Source organism: Azospirillum sp. RU38E (genome assembly GCF_900188385.1).
Lineage (GTDB): Bacteria > Pseudomonadota > Alphaproteobacteria > Azospirillales > Azospirillaceae > Niveispirillum.
The window spans coordinates 313,595-326,853 of sequence record NZ_FZOI01000001.1; the positions used below are offsets into that span (position 1 = coordinate 313,595).

At 63.5% G+C, this 13,259-nt stretch carries 13 protein-coding genes; 7 read left to right on the forward strand and 6 right to left on the reverse strand.

Annotated features, from left to right (window positions below):
* Positions 1-17: 17 nt before the first annotated feature.
* The 3 genes from CHB97_RS01325 (at position 18) to CHB97_RS01335 (ending at position 2,402) form a co-directional block, all read left to right on the forward strand.
* Complete coding sequence (locus CHB97_RS01325; protein WP_089286132.1) at positions 18-425, forward strand: VOC family protein; 408 nt, start codon at positions 18-20, stop codon at positions 423-425.
* 53 nt (positions 426-478) lie between these two features.
* Entirely contained in the window at positions 479-1,252 is a 774-nt protein-coding gene (locus CHB97_RS01330) for a glycosyltransferase family 2 protein (protein WP_089286133.1), read from the forward strand.
* 157 nt (positions 1,253-1,409) lie between these two features.
* The gene (locus tag CHB97_RS01335) at positions 1,410-2,402 is read left to right on the forward strand and encodes a TerC family protein (protein WP_089286134.1); all 993 of its coding nucleotides are present in this window, start codon (positions 1,410-1,412) and stop codon (positions 2,400-2,402) included.
* Positions 2,403-2,673: 271 nt separating this feature from the next.
* Here the strand turns inward: CHB97_RS01335 and CHB97_RS01340 are convergent, their stop codons facing one another.
* From CHB97_RS01340 to CHB97_RS01355, 4 genes are all read right to left on the reverse strand, one after another.
* Positions 2,674-4,008, reverse strand: coding sequence for a GGDEF domain-containing phosphodiesterase (locus CHB97_RS01340; RefSeq protein WP_160105462.1), 1,335 nt, complete (start codon positions 4,006-4,008; stop codon positions 2,674-2,676).
* Positions 4,009-4,124: 116 nt separating this feature from the next.
* Positions 4,125-4,568, reverse strand: coding sequence for an NfeD family protein (locus tag CHB97_RS01345; RefSeq protein ID WP_089286136.1), 444 nt, complete (start codon positions 4,566-4,568; stop codon positions 4,125-4,127).
* Between the two features lie 17 nt (positions 4,569-4,585).
* Positions 4,586-5,557 carry an SPFH domain-containing protein gene (locus CHB97_RS01350; RefSeq protein ID WP_371332958.1) on the reverse strand — a complete coding sequence of 324 codons (972 nt, stop codon included), beginning with the start codon at positions 5,555-5,557 and terminating at the stop codon, positions 4,586-4,588.
* Between the two features lie 136 nt (positions 5,558-5,693).
* Positions 5,694-6,830: an AI-2E family transporter gene (locus tag CHB97_RS01355; protein WP_160105464.1), complete on the reverse strand. Its 1,137-nt coding sequence runs from the start codon at positions 6,828-6,830 to the stop codon at positions 5,694-5,696.
* A 159-nt stretch (positions 6,831-6,989) separates the two neighbouring features.
* On the opposite strand from CHB97_RS01355, the gene CHB97_RS01360 reads away from it, so the two are divergent.
* Entirely contained in the window at positions 6,990-7,487 is a 498-nt protein-coding gene (locus CHB97_RS01360) for a CreA family protein (protein ID WP_089286845.1), read from the forward strand.
* 107 nt (positions 7,488-7,594) lie between these two features.
* Complete coding sequence (locus CHB97_RS01365; RefSeq protein WP_089286139.1) at positions 7,595-9,337, forward strand: hypothetical protein; 1,743 nt, start codon at positions 7,595-7,597, stop codon at positions 9,335-9,337.
* On the opposite strand, the gene CHB97_RS01370 is transcribed toward CHB97_RS01365, so the two are convergent.
* Complete coding sequence (locus CHB97_RS01370) at positions 9,330-10,448, reverse strand: AbrB family transcriptional regulator (RefSeq protein ID WP_089286140.1); 1,119 nt, start codon at positions 10,446-10,448, stop codon at positions 9,330-9,332. The genes CHB97_RS01365 and CHB97_RS01370 overlap by 8 nt on opposite strands.
* Entirely contained in the window at positions 10,445-11,389 is a 945-nt protein-coding gene (locus CHB97_RS01375) for a succinylglutamate desuccinylase/aspartoacylase family protein (protein ID WP_089286141.1), read from the reverse strand. The genes CHB97_RS01370 and CHB97_RS01375 overlap by 4 nt, the downstream gene beginning before the upstream one ends.
* Positions 11,390-11,577: 188 nt before the next feature.
* Between CHB97_RS01375 and CHB97_RS01380 the strand changes: the two genes are divergently transcribed.
* Both CHB97_RS01380 and CHB97_RS01385 read left to right on the forward strand, forming a co-directional pair.
* On the forward strand, positions 11,578-12,441 hold the full coding sequence (locus tag CHB97_RS01380; protein WP_089286142.1) for an N-formylglutamate amidohydrolase: 864 nt from the start codon (positions 11,578-11,580) through the stop codon (positions 12,439-12,441).
* A 15-nt stretch (positions 12,442-12,456) separates the two neighbouring features.
* Positions 12,457-13,077, forward strand: a complete 621-nt coding sequence (locus CHB97_RS01385) for a flavin reductase family protein (RefSeq protein WP_089286143.1) — start codon at positions 12,457-12,459, stop codon at positions 13,075-13,077.
* The last annotated feature ends 182 nt before the right edge of the window (positions 13,078-13,259 follow it).

Here is a 13,259-nt window from a genome sequence, read left to right on the forward strand (position 1 = left end):
GCTTGTGGGGTTTTGGCATGTTGTCCCATATCCATCTTGGCGTCCGGGATTTCGCCCGGTCCTACAGCTTTTATACCCAGTTGCTGCCGATCCTGGGCTGGAAGCCCCGGTTTATGGATGAATCGCGCCCATGGGCGGGATGGCAGCCGCCCGATCAGGCGCGCCCGCTATTCCTGATCGGGGTGCCATTGAATGGAGAGGCGGCAAGCCCTGGCAATGGGCAGATGATCGCCCTGCTGGCCCCGTCACGGGCAGCGGTGGACCGGTTCCATGCCACAGCGCTGGGGCTTGGGGCCCGCTGCGAAGGGGCACCGGGCCTGCGGCCACAATATCATGCCGACTATTATGGTGCCTATCTGCGCGACCCGGACGGCAACAAGCTCTGTGTCTGCCACCATGACGGGGAGGGCAGCGCCAGCCCGTGAAGTCGGCAGCGTCCCGTGCTATTGCTCCGACATCGTTGCCAGCAGGACAGATCATGGCCGACAAGCTGCCCGTCTCCGCCTTCATCATCGCGCTGAACGAGGCTGACCGCATCGGCCCGGTGATCCGCGCCGTGCGTGATTGGGTGGGGGAGGTGCTGGTGATTGATAGCGGCAGCACCGACGGCACCCAGGCCCTGGCAGCGTCGCTGGGCGCCCGCGTCATCCATCATGACTGGCCCGGTTACGGCCCGCAGAAGCGGTTTGGTGAGATGGCGTGCCAGCATGACTGGCTGCTGAACATTGATGCCGATGAAGAGGCGGTGCCGGAGCTGGAGGCGGAGGTGCGCGCCCTGTTCGCCGCCGGCACGCCGCCGCAGCAGGGCTATCGCATCCAGACGGTGATGACGCTGGACGGCCAGCCCCGGCCGCACCGCTTCGCCCCCCGGCATAACTACATCCGGCTTTATGACCGCCGCCATGGCCGCTTTGCCGACAGCGAAACCCATGATGCCGTCATCATGCAAAGCGGTGCGGTGGGGCAGCTTCGCTCGATCATCATCCACCGTTCGATTCGCTCCCATGCTGATCTGATTGCCAAGCTGAACCGTTACAGCAGCGCCCAGGCGGCGGAGATCATGGCCAAGGGGAGGAGCAAGCGCTTTTCCGCCCTGCGGCTGATGGCGGAATTTCCGATCAACCTGTTCCGTTATTTTTTCCTGAAGGGCTATTGGGTGTTCGGGTTTCAGGGTCTGGAAATCGCCGCTATCATCGCCTTTTTCCGCTTCGCCCGCATCGCCAAGGTGCGGGAGCAATTGCGTAAAGGATAGGCCGAAATTTTTTTTGCTTCCTCGCCCTTGAACGGCCAATGCCGCACCCTAAGTTGTGGTCTGATCCGGGCCCCTCTGGCAGCCGAGGCGTCGGCTGCGATGTCGGAACGCACATTCCTCCCGCTTGACGCAAGCATCGTTGGACGGAAGCGCTCCTATGGAGTTCCTGCTCTCTCTCGTGTCAGATCCCTTCCTGGGCAAACCGCTGTGGATCTGGCTGCTTTTCATCGGCATCGTCGTCGCCCTGCTGGTCTTTGACCTGGGCGTTTTGAACAAGAAGGATCACGAGATCGGCGTGAAGGAAAGCTTGGTGCTTTCCGCCTTCTATATCGGTATCGCCGTTCTGTATGGCGGCTGGGTCTGGTGGTATCTGGGGGCCACGCCCGGCATCCAGTATTTCACCGGCTTTGCCCTGGAAAAAGCGCTCGCACTGGATAACGTCTTCGTTATCTCGCTGATTTTCAGCTATTTCGCCATCCCGCGCCTCTACCAGCACCGGGTGCTGTTTTGGGGTATCCTGGGCGTCATCATCCTGCGCGGCATCATGATCGCGCTGGGTGCGGCCATCGTGAATGAATGGTCGTGGATGCTCTATATCTTCGGTGCCTTCCTGCTGTTCACCGGCGTGAAGATGCTGTTGGCCAAGGATGAGGAACAGTCGATGGAAGGCAATCGCATGATTGCTTTCCTGCGCCGCCACATGCGGGTGACGGATGAGCTGCACGGCCATTCCTTCTTCGTGAAGAAGCCGGACCCGCAGACCGGCAAGCTGGTGCGCTGGGCCACGCCTTTGTTCCTGGCGCTGATCACGGTGGAATTTGCTGACGTTGTGTTCGCGGTGGATAGCGTGCCCGCCATCTTTGCCATCACCACCGACCCGTTCATCGTCTATACCAGCAACATCTTCGCCATCCTGGGCCTGCGCGCGCTGTATTTCGCCCTGGCCGCCATGGTCCACCGCTTCCATTATCTGAAGTACGCGCTGGCCCTGGTGCTGGTCTTCATCGGTGCCAAGATTTTCTGGAACCAGATCTATGGCAAGCTGGACCCGGCCATCTCGCTCTCTGTCACCTTGGTACTGTTGAGCAGTGGGGTGCTCTACTCGCTCTATCGTACCCGCAAGGATGAGAAGGCGCTGACGGCAGAGTAACCTTCTGCCAGCACCCCGCATGGCGTGACCAGGATCTGTCGATTCTGGTCACGGCCTTCTGCATCGGTGCCAACACGCTAGAGCCGGGTGCGTTTAAACGGAAACGCACCCGGCTCTAAATTCTTGTTCAGCGAGCGAATTCACGCTCCAAAGCGATTCCGCTTTTCCGCGATCCGCTCTAACGGCTTGGCTTGCACGCGGCATGGGCCGCTCGGCGGCAATCGCGGCTCACCGCCCCCGGTTACCTGGAAACGGTGTTCCCGCTTGCCGATCACTGTCGATGCCGCAGGGTCAGCACCTGTTCCGCCGTCAGCGGGCGGTAATAGAAGTAGCCCTGGCAGTAATCGCAGCCGGCATCGGCCAGCGCCACCAGCTGATGGATCGTCTCCACCCCCTCCACCACGGTGGACATGCCCAGCCGCTGTGCCAGCTGCACGATGAAGCGGATGACCGCCATCTGGCGTTCATTGCCCAGCACGCCGATGACAAAGCCCCGGTCGATCTTCAAGGTACGGGCCGGGCTGTCCACCAGCAGCGACAGGGCGGAATGGTCACGGCCGAAATCATCGATGGCGATGCCGAAACCGGCCCGGGCGACCGACTGGATGGCCTGCATGGCATGGGCGTCGGTCAACATGCCTTCGGTGATTTCCACCTCAATCCGCTGCCGGTCCAGCCCCAGTTGGGCCGCCGCGTCGCACAGGATGTCCTGCAGGGGCAGGCTGTGCGGGTCGCCTTCCAGCGGCAGGGCCAGCTGTTGGGGGGAGGCATTGATGGCCATGGTGATGTCCAGCCCCTGGTCACGCCAGCGGCGGGCCTGGCCCAGGGCTTCCCGCGTCAGCCATTCGCCGATCAGGCCGATGGTGCGGGTGCGTTCGGCAATGGGGATGAACTCGCAGGGTGACAGCCGCCCCAGCTCCGGATGGTTCCAGCGCATCAGCGCTTCCACCCCTGCCAGATGTCCTTGCCGGATATGGATTTTCGGCTGATAGACGACGGAGAGGCCGGCGCCCTCGCTGCAGGCCCAGAGCGCATCCTCTATGGCGCGGCGGCGGGCCAGCCGCTGGCGCAAATCCTGGGCGAAAAAACCGACGGTGCGGCCCCCATCCACCGCTTCCTGGCGGGCGCTGCGGGCGGCGATCACCAGCATGTCCATATTGTCGGCACCGTCGGGATAACCCGCCACGCCCAAGGTCGCGTCCAGGCGCAGCGACAGGCCGCCGATCCGCACCGGCGTTTCCAGCGCCGCCATCAGCCCGGTCAGATCGGGGTCGCGGTAATCCACCAGGGCGGCAAAGCGCTCACTGTCGAAACGGGCCAGCAGGGCCTCCGTGCCGAACACGGATTCCATCCGTTCGCGCACCGCGTTCAGCAGCTCAATCACCTGCGGATAATCCAGCCGGGACAGCAGCCCTTCGTAATTCCGCAATTCCATATAGATGACGCGTGGTTTCTCCCCCCGGGCCAGCATACCGGGCAGATACCGATTCCCCAGCGCCACGAAACCGTGCTTGTTATGCATCCCGGTCAGTGGGTCGCGCAGCAGACTGGGCGCAATCTGCGCCGCGCTGCCCAAGGGATCGACATAGTTTTCCGCGTTGAACATGGGCCGCTCCGTTGCATCGCATTTATTATAAACGCAACAGAGCGGCTGTATCATGTGAACAAAAGGATATGTAATCCTTCAGTCAAGATCAAGAATTTGGGGTGGTTAACAAATGATTACTCTGTCGCCACCCGCAAATTGACACCGTCGATCCCCACCACCTTTACCTTTGTGCCGGCCGGCAGCTCGCCATCACCCAGCACCGGCCAGCTGCTGTCCCCCAGCCGGGCCCGGCCATGGCCATTGCTCAACGGGGTTTCCAGCACCAGCCATTGGCCGAGATATTGTTCCCCCCGGCGGTTCAGCGTGCTGTTGCCATCATCCGGCGCGTCCGGCCGGGCAAAGCGGCGGGAGGCCAGGAAGGCCACCACCGCCAGGGCACCGAACAGCATCAGCTGCACGCTTTCCGTCAGACCGGGCGCCACAAAGACGACCAGCCCCGTCAGGGCAGCGGCCCCGCCGACCCAGAGGAAGGCGGCACCGGGCAGGAACATTTCCAGGCCGCCCAGTAGCAGTGCCAGGGCCCACCAGTGCCAGAAATGCAGATAGGGCTCTTCCATGGCGGTTCCTCCCCCGATCAGGTGGCGCTGCCGCCATTATTCTCGCCCCAGGGCGAGGGCGGCGGGGTGGGGCGGGCCGCCGGACGGCTGGGCGGGGCCGGCGGCTTGGGCGGAGTGGAACCATCCTTGGGCGCAAAGGCTTCGCGCGCCAGTTCCGACAGGCCACCCAGGGTGCTGATGATGCCCGTCGCCTCCACCGGCATCATCAATATTTTCTGATTGGGGCTGTGGGCGAATTCCTTGAAGGTGGTCAGATATTGCTGGGCCACGAAGTAATTGATCGCCTGCACATTGCCCGCAGAGATGGCGTCGGACACCATGCGGGTGGCCTCCGCTTCCGCCTGGGCCTCGCGCTCCCGCGCTTCGGCATCGCGGAAGGCGGCTTCGCGCCGGCCCTCGGCTTCCAGGATGGCGGCCTGCTTCTGGCCTTCCGCCTTCAGGATGGCGGATTGGCGGGCGCCTTCCGCCTCCAGGATCAGGGCGCGGCGGTCGCGTTCAGCCTTCATCTGGCGGGCCATGCTGTCCACCAGATCGCGCGGCGGCTGGATGTCGCGGATTTCGATACGCGTCACCTTCACGCCCCAGGGCTGGGTGGCTTCATCGACCACGTGCAGCAGCTGGCCGTTGATGCGGTCGCGCTGGGACAGCAGCTCGTCCAGATCCATGGAACCCATGACGGTGCGGATATTGGTCATAGTCAGGTTCAGGATGGCCAGCTGCAGCTGGTTCACTTCATAGGACGCGCGGGCCGCGTCCAGCACCTGGAAGAAGACGACGCCATCGACCTTCACCATGGCATTATCCTTGGTGATGATCTCCTGGCTGGGCACATCCAGCACCGTTTCCATCATGTTCATCTTCGCGCCGATGCGGTCGATGAAGGGCACGATGAAATGCAGGCCGGGGCGCAGCGTGTGCGTATAGCGGCCGAACCGCTCCACCGTGAATTCCTGGCCCTGCGGCACGGTCTTGATACCGGCCCAGGCCACCAGAATGCCGAAGATGGCAACGATGCTGGCGAAGATGGTGGCTTCCATATTTCCCCCCCCCGTATGAACCCATCCACCAATATGGGGTATGGAGGGGAGGCGTACCAGGGTTTCGCAACCGCGAAAGGCCGATTTTCTATAAGGGTTTAACCTCTCCCTCGCGTGCCATCCCGCCCAGCAGCGCACCGACGGTGCGCAAGGGTGGGGTAGCATCGCACAGGATCTTGGTGACGGCCAGAATCGGCACGGCCAGCAGGGCGCCGGCAATGCCCCAAAGCCAGCCCCAGAACAGCACGGTGGCAAAGACGAAAATCGGGTTCAGGGTCAGCCGGCGGCCGACAATCATCGGCGTCAGGAAATTGCCTTCCACCGAGGTGACGGCGATAAAGCAGAGGGCGGGCAACAGCGATTGCGTCCAACTGTCAAAACTGACCACACCCACGGCGAACAGCACCAAAGTGGTGGCGGCCGGCCCCAGATAGGGGATGAAGTTGAACAGCCCCGCCATCGCCCCCCAGAGCAGCGGGCTGGGCACGCCCAGCATCCACATGATGCCGGCCGTCACCAGGGCCAGCACGGCATTGATCAGGGTAATGGTGGCCAGATAGGCGGTGATATTGACCTGCACCGTCTGCACAATGTCGGAGACATGCAGCCGGTCATCCCGACGGGGCAGGGAGGTCAGCACCGCCCGCAGCGACTGTTTGCCGAAGGCCAGGAAGAAATAGGTCAGCGCCACCACCCCCAGCCCCTGGGCCACGAAGTTCTGCGCCTTGCCCAGAATGATATCGGCCAGCGCTGGCCCGCGCATCACCACTTCGCGCTGGTTTGCCTCTGTCCGGGTCATGCGCTGCAGCCGCTCCGTCGCCTGCCGGGCGGGGGCCAGCGTGCGTTCCAGCCCGGACATCCGCACCTGCAATGTCTCCATCACCTGCGGCGCCCGTTCCACCCAGCCGACGGCGGGGTCGGCCACGCTGCCGGCCCCGGCCCCCAAGGCCCCCAAGGCCAGCAGCAGTATCAGGGCGGCCCCCAGCGGTTCCGGCAGGCGCAGCCGGTGCAGTAGCCGCACCAGGGGGCGCAGCAGCAGGGCCAGCAGCACCGCCAGACATACCGGCAGCAGGATGTCGCGGGCAAAATAGAGCGTATACATCAGCGCCAAGGCCAATAGCCCGCCCAGCAGCCAGGTTTGCAACCGGCGTACCTGTTCCGATCCGCGCGCAGCCGGCGCCGTGCGGGCCACCAGGGCCCGCGTCATCCCCGCCCGATCCACCATGCCTGTTCCTGATCCCCCGTGACAATGCTGGGGTGACAACGCGCCAGCCCGCATCAGGTTGCGCTGCTGGTTCCATCAAATCATGGGATACTGGCATTGCTCCGTCACGGGCAGCGGCGTAGCCTGCGCCGTCCCCCGGCTTTCGAGGTCATCTGCACCATGTCCATCCGCCCGCTGCTGTCCGCTGCCTGCCTCGCCCTGTCGCTTGCCGCCGCCCTGCCTGCCGCCGCGCAGGAGGATGTGGGGGAATTCAGCAATGACTGGACCGGCAATGGCCTGAAGGTGACCGCCTTCACCGACCCCGCCGTGCAGGGGGTGACCTGCCATATTGTGGATTTCGACCGGTCGCTGATCGACCGGCTGTCCAAGGGCAACTGGTTCGAAGACCCCTCCAACGCCTCCATCGCCTGCCGGCAGACCGGGCCGGTCACGGTGGGGGAGATCAATCTCTCCAAGCGGGGGGAGGAGGTGTTCTCTGAACGCAAGAGCCTGATCTTCAAGTCGATCGCCGTGCGCCGCATCTATGACAAGTCGAACGATACGCTGATCTATGTCGTCTACAGCCGGCAGGTGAAGGACGCCTCGGCCAAGATGTCCATCAGCACCGTCCCACTCTTCGCGGCCAATCCTACATGGACCAAGGGCCGACCCAAGTAACCCTTGCTTGCGTTGCTCCCCGTATGGGTTAACCCCAAAATAGATGGTTTTTTATCGAACCTGTTCGATGGTATATATCTGTTAGAGGGGTATAGGGGGCACGGGCCATGTGGCTGTCCAGTCTGATCGGCACGTCCGACAAGGCGGCAGCGGGACGCAGGCTGAATTTCGAGGTGCAAAGCTTCAAGGTCGATCATTGGGTGATCGAGGATGTCTTTGCCACCGAGGAGGAGGCGCGCGATCTCGTCAAGCAATTGCTGGTCAATCGCGACGGGATGCGCATTGTGCGCGATTTCGCCGGCGCCCCCGGTATGCCCGCCACCCATACGATCATCTTTTCCGAACTGCGGGCACCCAAGGCCAAGCCCATCACCGTGCAGCCGGTGGAGGAAGCGCCGGTCTGTACGGAAAGCCGCGACTATCTTCAGCATGACAGCCGGCAGATCATTTCCCGGATGCTCCGCCAATATCTGGAGGAGAAGGCGCTGACCGCCTCGGAATTGCTTTATAATGCCGGGGAGATGAAGCGGGCCATCAATTTTGAAAATATGATCCCGGTGGCCGTGGGGCGCATTGCCACCATCCAGGGCAAGACTACCGGTCAGGATGCGCGCGAACGGCGCGACATGATCTATGGCAGCCTGACCGACCTGCGGATGAAGGCGGAGGAGGCGCAGAAACGCGCCACCTTCACCATCAAGCAGGATGGTTTCCAGGGGGTCATGACCAAGGCGGAAACGCTGGCCGCCGGTGATACCGACATGGCCGATTACCTGTCCAAGGTGGTGCTCTGCCGCGATCTGGTGCAGATCCGCAACCTGCTGGGCAAGGTGGAATGGCTGCTGGAAACGGCCGGTGATTCCGGCAGCCAGGCACCCGCCCATATTCATATCATCGACACGCTGGTGGCCGACGCGCTGAGCTTCCCCAGTGTCATCCAGGATATGCTGGGCCGTCAGCCCGACCTGGGCACGGCGCTGAACCGCATCCTGGATATTCTGGAAGGCACGTTTGAGCCGCAGGAACGGGAAATGGCCCCCGCCATCACCCAGGTGCTCAGCCGCTGGATCGCCATCGGCCATGCGCCGCAATGCCGGCAGGTGGTGTTTGAAGGGCTGTTGCGTTCCATCAAGGGCACCCAGCCCCTGGCGCGCGACCCGGAGCGCAACCGCAGCGCCTATGCCGCCCTGGTGGCGCGGGCGATGACGCCGCAGGGCCTGAATGGCGGCCGCCGCATGGCGGAGGCGCTGACCACAGGCTATCTGCGCTTTCTGGAGCAAGGCGGTGGGGAGGGGCGGCGGCTTTCCATTGATGGCGTGACCGCCATGCTGCCCTCTGGCCGCGACCGGGCCATTTTCCTGGCGGAACTGGCGGGCACGGATCTGGGCCAACGGGAAAAGGACAGTGTGCTGGGCCGGCTGCGCCCGCTGCTGGGGCCGGGGCAGGATGTTAACCGGCTGGTTGGCATTCAGGTGCCGCTGAAGCCGAAGATGCAGGCCATGGCCTCGCTCTACCGCTCTGTCAATGAGAGTGGCTTGGCGGAAGCGGCGGAACTGGCCGACCGGGTGGATGCTATTGTCGCTGATTATATCGTCACTTCCCGCGTCATTGAAAAGCTGGATGATCCCTCGGCCAACCTGCGCATCCGCGCCACCCGGCTGATGCAGTTCGCCGCCAATGACGTGCTGTCCAGCCCCAAGGCGCGCAAGATGGTGCGCGACCAGATCATCGGCCATCTGCGCCAGCCCAATTTCGACGGCAAGTTCGTGGAGGGGCTGAACACGCCGCAGGAACAGGCCCAGGCGTTGCGGATTTTCTACGACCTGCTGCGCCGCGCGCAGTTCATGTAAGGGTTTTGGTCCCCGCCGCCGCTTCCCGCCTCTCCGCCCAGCGGCGCCAGAGGTGGAAGGCGGGCGGGGCCAGCAGCACGATCAGCATGATGCGCACAATATGATGGGTGGCGACGAAGGCCACGTCGGCGTGCAGTGACAGGGCCACCAGACTCATTTCCGCCAGCCCGCCCGGCGCATAGGCCAGGATCAGCCCCGGCAAGGGCAGCCCGGTCAGCAGATGCAGCAGCGTGGCCATCGCTACCGTCACCGACAGCAGCAGAATGGTCAGCCCGATGGCGACCAGCAAGGTGCGGGCGATCTGGACCAGAGGCACGCGGGCGAAGCGGGCGCCGATGCTGGCCCCTATCACCACCTGCGCTGCGGCCACCAGCAGGCCCGGCGGCTTGCCGGCCATGAAGCCGGCCAGATGCAGGCCTGCGCTCAACAGCATCGGGCCGACCAGCATCCCCGCCGGCACCCGCAGGCGCTGGGCCAGCGGCGCGCCGGCGGCACAGAGCGCCATCATGGCATAATCCTGCCAGGGCAGGTCCAGCAGGCCGGGCCCCAGGCCGCGCAGGCTCCAGTCCCGCCCGGCCGGGTCATAACCGGGCAGGGCCTGAAAGGCGAAGGGGATGGTCAGCACCACCAGCATGACCCGCAGGCTGTGGCCCAGCGCAATGGTGCGGTCATCGCCGCCCATCGCCCCGCCCATCATCACCATTTCATTGAAACCGCCCGGCATGGCGGAGAAATAGGCGGTCACCCGGTCATAACCGGCGGCCTTTTTCAGATAGAACAGGCCGGCACTGGCACAGACGATGATGTAAAGCCCCAAGCCCGCCAGACTGTAGCCCCATTCCCCGATATGGGAGAGCAGGGAGGGATGAAAGGCGCTGCCCAGCATGATGCCCAGCACCACCACCATCCAGCTGCGCAGCACGGGCGGAACCCCCACCGGCAGCCGGAACAGGGCCGCCATGGTGGTGGCCAGCATGGCCCCCATCATGAAGGCCAGCGGCACATGCAGCCGGAAGAACAGATAGCCGCCGCCCGCCCCCAGGCACAGCGCAGTCAGAAAGGCGCGGCCGGGAATGCCGCGCCGGGGCGGCTTGTTCTCTGTATCGCTCATTTCTCGATCCGACCCAGCCGCACGGCGGTATGGCCGATGGCGGGCAGGCGGCTGGGCATGATCAGCACGCAATCATCATGCGGGGTGGCGATGGCGCGGTCACCATCCTGCGCGATCAGGGTGCCGGCGGCGGGGATGATCTCCATGCCGTTCATTTCCCTTACGAAACGGAATTGCTCGCTGCCCACGGTAATGGTTTCCGTCACCCGGACAAGCCTTGGCGGCGGGTAGGGGCCGGATGGCAGCCATGGGGCCAGCGCAGGTTTTGCCACCATGCCGCACATATCCAGAAACCGGGCAGTAATGGCCCAGGCGGTGGCCACCGTATCGGCGGCCCAATGCTGGCCGCATTCTGCCAGCAGCGCCACGGCCTCGCCTTTCAGGAAATGCGGATGATCGATCAGCCGGGTGCCATCGGCATGGCCCTGGTCCGCCACGATCCAGCCGGGCAGCCCCAGTTCCCGCGCCAGGGCGGCCGCGGCGGCGCTGCGCCCGGCCAGCATCAGGGGGATGGGATCATGCAGCATGGAATGCAGGTCCAGCACCCGGTCAGCCGTGGCCAGTATTGGCCACAGGGTCTGGGCGCGGGCCTGTTCTGCTGTGCGGGCCGACCCCGCCAGCCGTTCCGGCGCCCAGACCCGGTTCATATCCTCTTCCCCATAACGGGACTGGGCGGGGTAGCGCGGATCGAATTGCCCAAAGGCCGCGACATTGGCGAAGATCAGGCTCAACCGGCCCCGACAGGGACGGATGTTGCATCGCAGCAACTGGTCCAGCACAATGGCGCCGGCATATTCATTGCCATGCATCAGGGCCACCAGGGCGACATGCGGACCGGGATGGCCGCTGTCAAATTGCCAGACATAGGGAATGCCCCCGTTTCCCGCCTGATGGGGGGATATATCGGGCGGCGGCACGCAGACGGGTGGAAGGTTCTTCATCCGCAACTGCCTTTTGCATCATGGGTTTGCGGTCCGGTGCGCCGGTCTGGCATGACGGCTTGCCCCTCGACGGGGGGCGGTCTTGACTGTATAGGTTCCAAGACAGTTTGATGAAAGACGGATGGCAAGTTTCCCCGCCTTCCGTGTCCGTTAGGCGGAGCCTGCCCCTTGAGCCTGAGAGAGCGCCGATGAGTCTGGTAATCGACGATGTCGTCGTCCGGCATGATCCGGTCGGTGCGCCGATTCCGGTCCTCTTCGATTCGCCGCACAGTGGCACCCGCTACCCGGCCGATTTCAATTTCGTCTGCCCCCTGCCGCTGCTGCGTCAGGCAGAGGATACCCATGTGGACGAGCTGTTCAACATGGTGCCGGATTTCGGGGCAACCTATCTCTGCGCGCTGTTCCCGCGCTCCTATATCGATGCCAACCGCGCGCCGGATGATATCGATCCGGCCATGCTGGATGGGCAATGGCCGTTTCCGGTGAACCCGTCGGGCAAAAGCCTGGCCGGCATGGGGCTGGTGCGCCATCTCTGCCGCCCCGGAATGCCGATGTATGATGGTCGCCTGCCGGTTTCGGTGGTGATGGACCGGCTGGAAAATTACTGGCGGCCTTACCATGATCTACTGGCGGCCTCGCTGGATGATCTCTACGCCCGGTTCGGCACGGTCTATCACATTAATTGCCATTCCATGCCCAGCTTCGTCATCGGGCCGGAGCGGGAGACGCCGGATTTCGTGCTGGGCGACCGCGACGGCTCCACCTGCGAGGCGGGCTTTACCCGCATGGTGGCGGAAAAGCTGCGCGGCATGGGGTACAAGGTGCGCATCAACGATCCTTACAAGGGGGTCGAACTGGTGCGCCGCTATGGCCTGCCGACGCGGGGGCGTAATTCCCTGCAACTGGAAATCGACCGGCGCCTCTATATGAACGAGGAAACGCTGGAGATTCATGAAGGGTTTGAGGTGCTGCGCCGGGATTTGTCGCTGCTGGTGGCGGAAATCCGGGATTATGCGCTGCACCGCGCCGCCGCGCGGGCGGCGGCGGAATAACAGAAGGGCCGGACGATGGCGGATTTTCATGTCTATGAACCCGCCGCCGGTCACGGTTTGGCGCATGATCCGCTGAATTCCATTGTCGCCCCCCGGCCCATTGGCTGGATTTCCAGCCGGGGGGCGGATGGGATCAACAATCTCGCCCCCTACAGCTTTTTCAACCTGTTCAATTATCGCCCGCCGATCATCGGCTTTGCCAGCACCGGCTGGAAGGACAGTGTGGCCAATATCCAGGAAACCGGGGTTTTCGCCTGGAATCTGGTGACAGAGCCATTGGCCCGCCCGATGAATGAAACGGCGGCGATGGTTTCCCGTGAAGTGGATGAATTCGCACTGGCCGGGCTGACCCCGGCCGCCTGTGTGAAGATCGACGCCGCCTATGTGGCGGAAAGCCCGGTCAGTTTCGAATGCCGGCTGACCCAGTTGATCCGCCTGACCAACCACCAGGGGGCGGCGATCGACACCTGGCTGGTGCTGGGGGAGGCGGTGCTGATCCGCATCCATCACAGCCTGATTGAGGGCGGTGTCTATGACACGGTGAAATCCGCACCCGTGCTGCGCGGTGGCGGCCCGGCGGATTACTTCACCATTTCAGAGACAACGAAATTCAAGATGGGCCGTCCGGGGACGTGAGGCACGTCACCCGCATGTTTGGCGGGTGACGCGGATATGGATCGTGTACTGGGAGCCTTGGCAGTAGGCCGCATGGCACGGCGCTGATGGCCTATGGCGAACCCTTACCAGGGTCTCAGCTTTGTCAAATGTGAGCAAATAAGATCAATTCTGTCTTTTTTCGAATTCGTCTGTATGTTTTT

Bases quoted from the DNA above. Each gene is read 5' to 3' on its own strand.
- CHB97_RS01360 (WP_089286845.1), top strand. From the start codon at position 6,990: ATGTCCATCCGCCCGCTGCTGTCCGCTGCCTGCCTCGCCCTGTCGCTT.
- CHB97_RS01385 (WP_089286143.1), top strand. From the start codon at position 12,457: ATGGCGGATTTTCATGTCTATGAACCCGCCGCCGGTCACGGTTTGGCG.
- CHB97_RS01375 (WP_089286141.1), bottom strand. From the start codon at position 11,389: ATGAAGAACCTTCCACCCGTCTGCGTGCCGCCGCCCGATATATCCCCC.
- CHB97_RS01370 (WP_089286140.1), bottom strand. From the start codon at position 10,448: ATGAGCGATACAGAGAACAAGCCGCCCCGGCGCGGCATTCCCGGCCGC.
- CHB97_RS01325 (WP_089286132.1), top strand. From the start codon at position 18: ATGTTGTCCCATATCCATCTTGGCGTCCGGGATTTCGCCCGGTCCTAC.
- CHB97_RS01365 (WP_089286139.1), top strand. From the start codon at position 7,595: ATGTGGCTGTCCAGTCTGATCGGCACGTCCGACAAGGCGGCAGCGGGA.
- CHB97_RS01330 (WP_089286133.1), top strand. From the start codon at position 479: ATGGCCGACAAGCTGCCCGTCTCCGCCTTCATCATCGCGCTGAACGAG.
- CHB97_RS01355 (WP_160105464.1), bottom strand. From the start codon at position 6,830: ATGGTGGATCGGGCGGGGATGACGCGGGCCCTGGTGGCCCGCACGGCG.
- CHB97_RS01345 (WP_089286136.1), bottom strand. From the start codon at position 4,568: ATGGAAGAGCCCTATCTGCATTTCTGGCACTGGTGGGCCCTGGCACTG.
- CHB97_RS01335 (WP_089286134.1), top strand. From the start codon at position 1,410: ATGGAGTTCCTGCTCTCTCTCGTGTCAGATCCCTTCCTGGGCAAACCG.
- CHB97_RS01380 (WP_089286142.1), top strand. From the start codon at position 11,578: ATGAGTCTGGTAATCGACGATGTCGTCGTCCGGCATGATCCGGTCGGT.
- CHB97_RS01340 (WP_160105462.1), bottom strand. From the start codon at position 4,008: ATGTTCAACGCGGAAAACTATGTCGATCCCTTGGGCAGCGCGGCGCAG.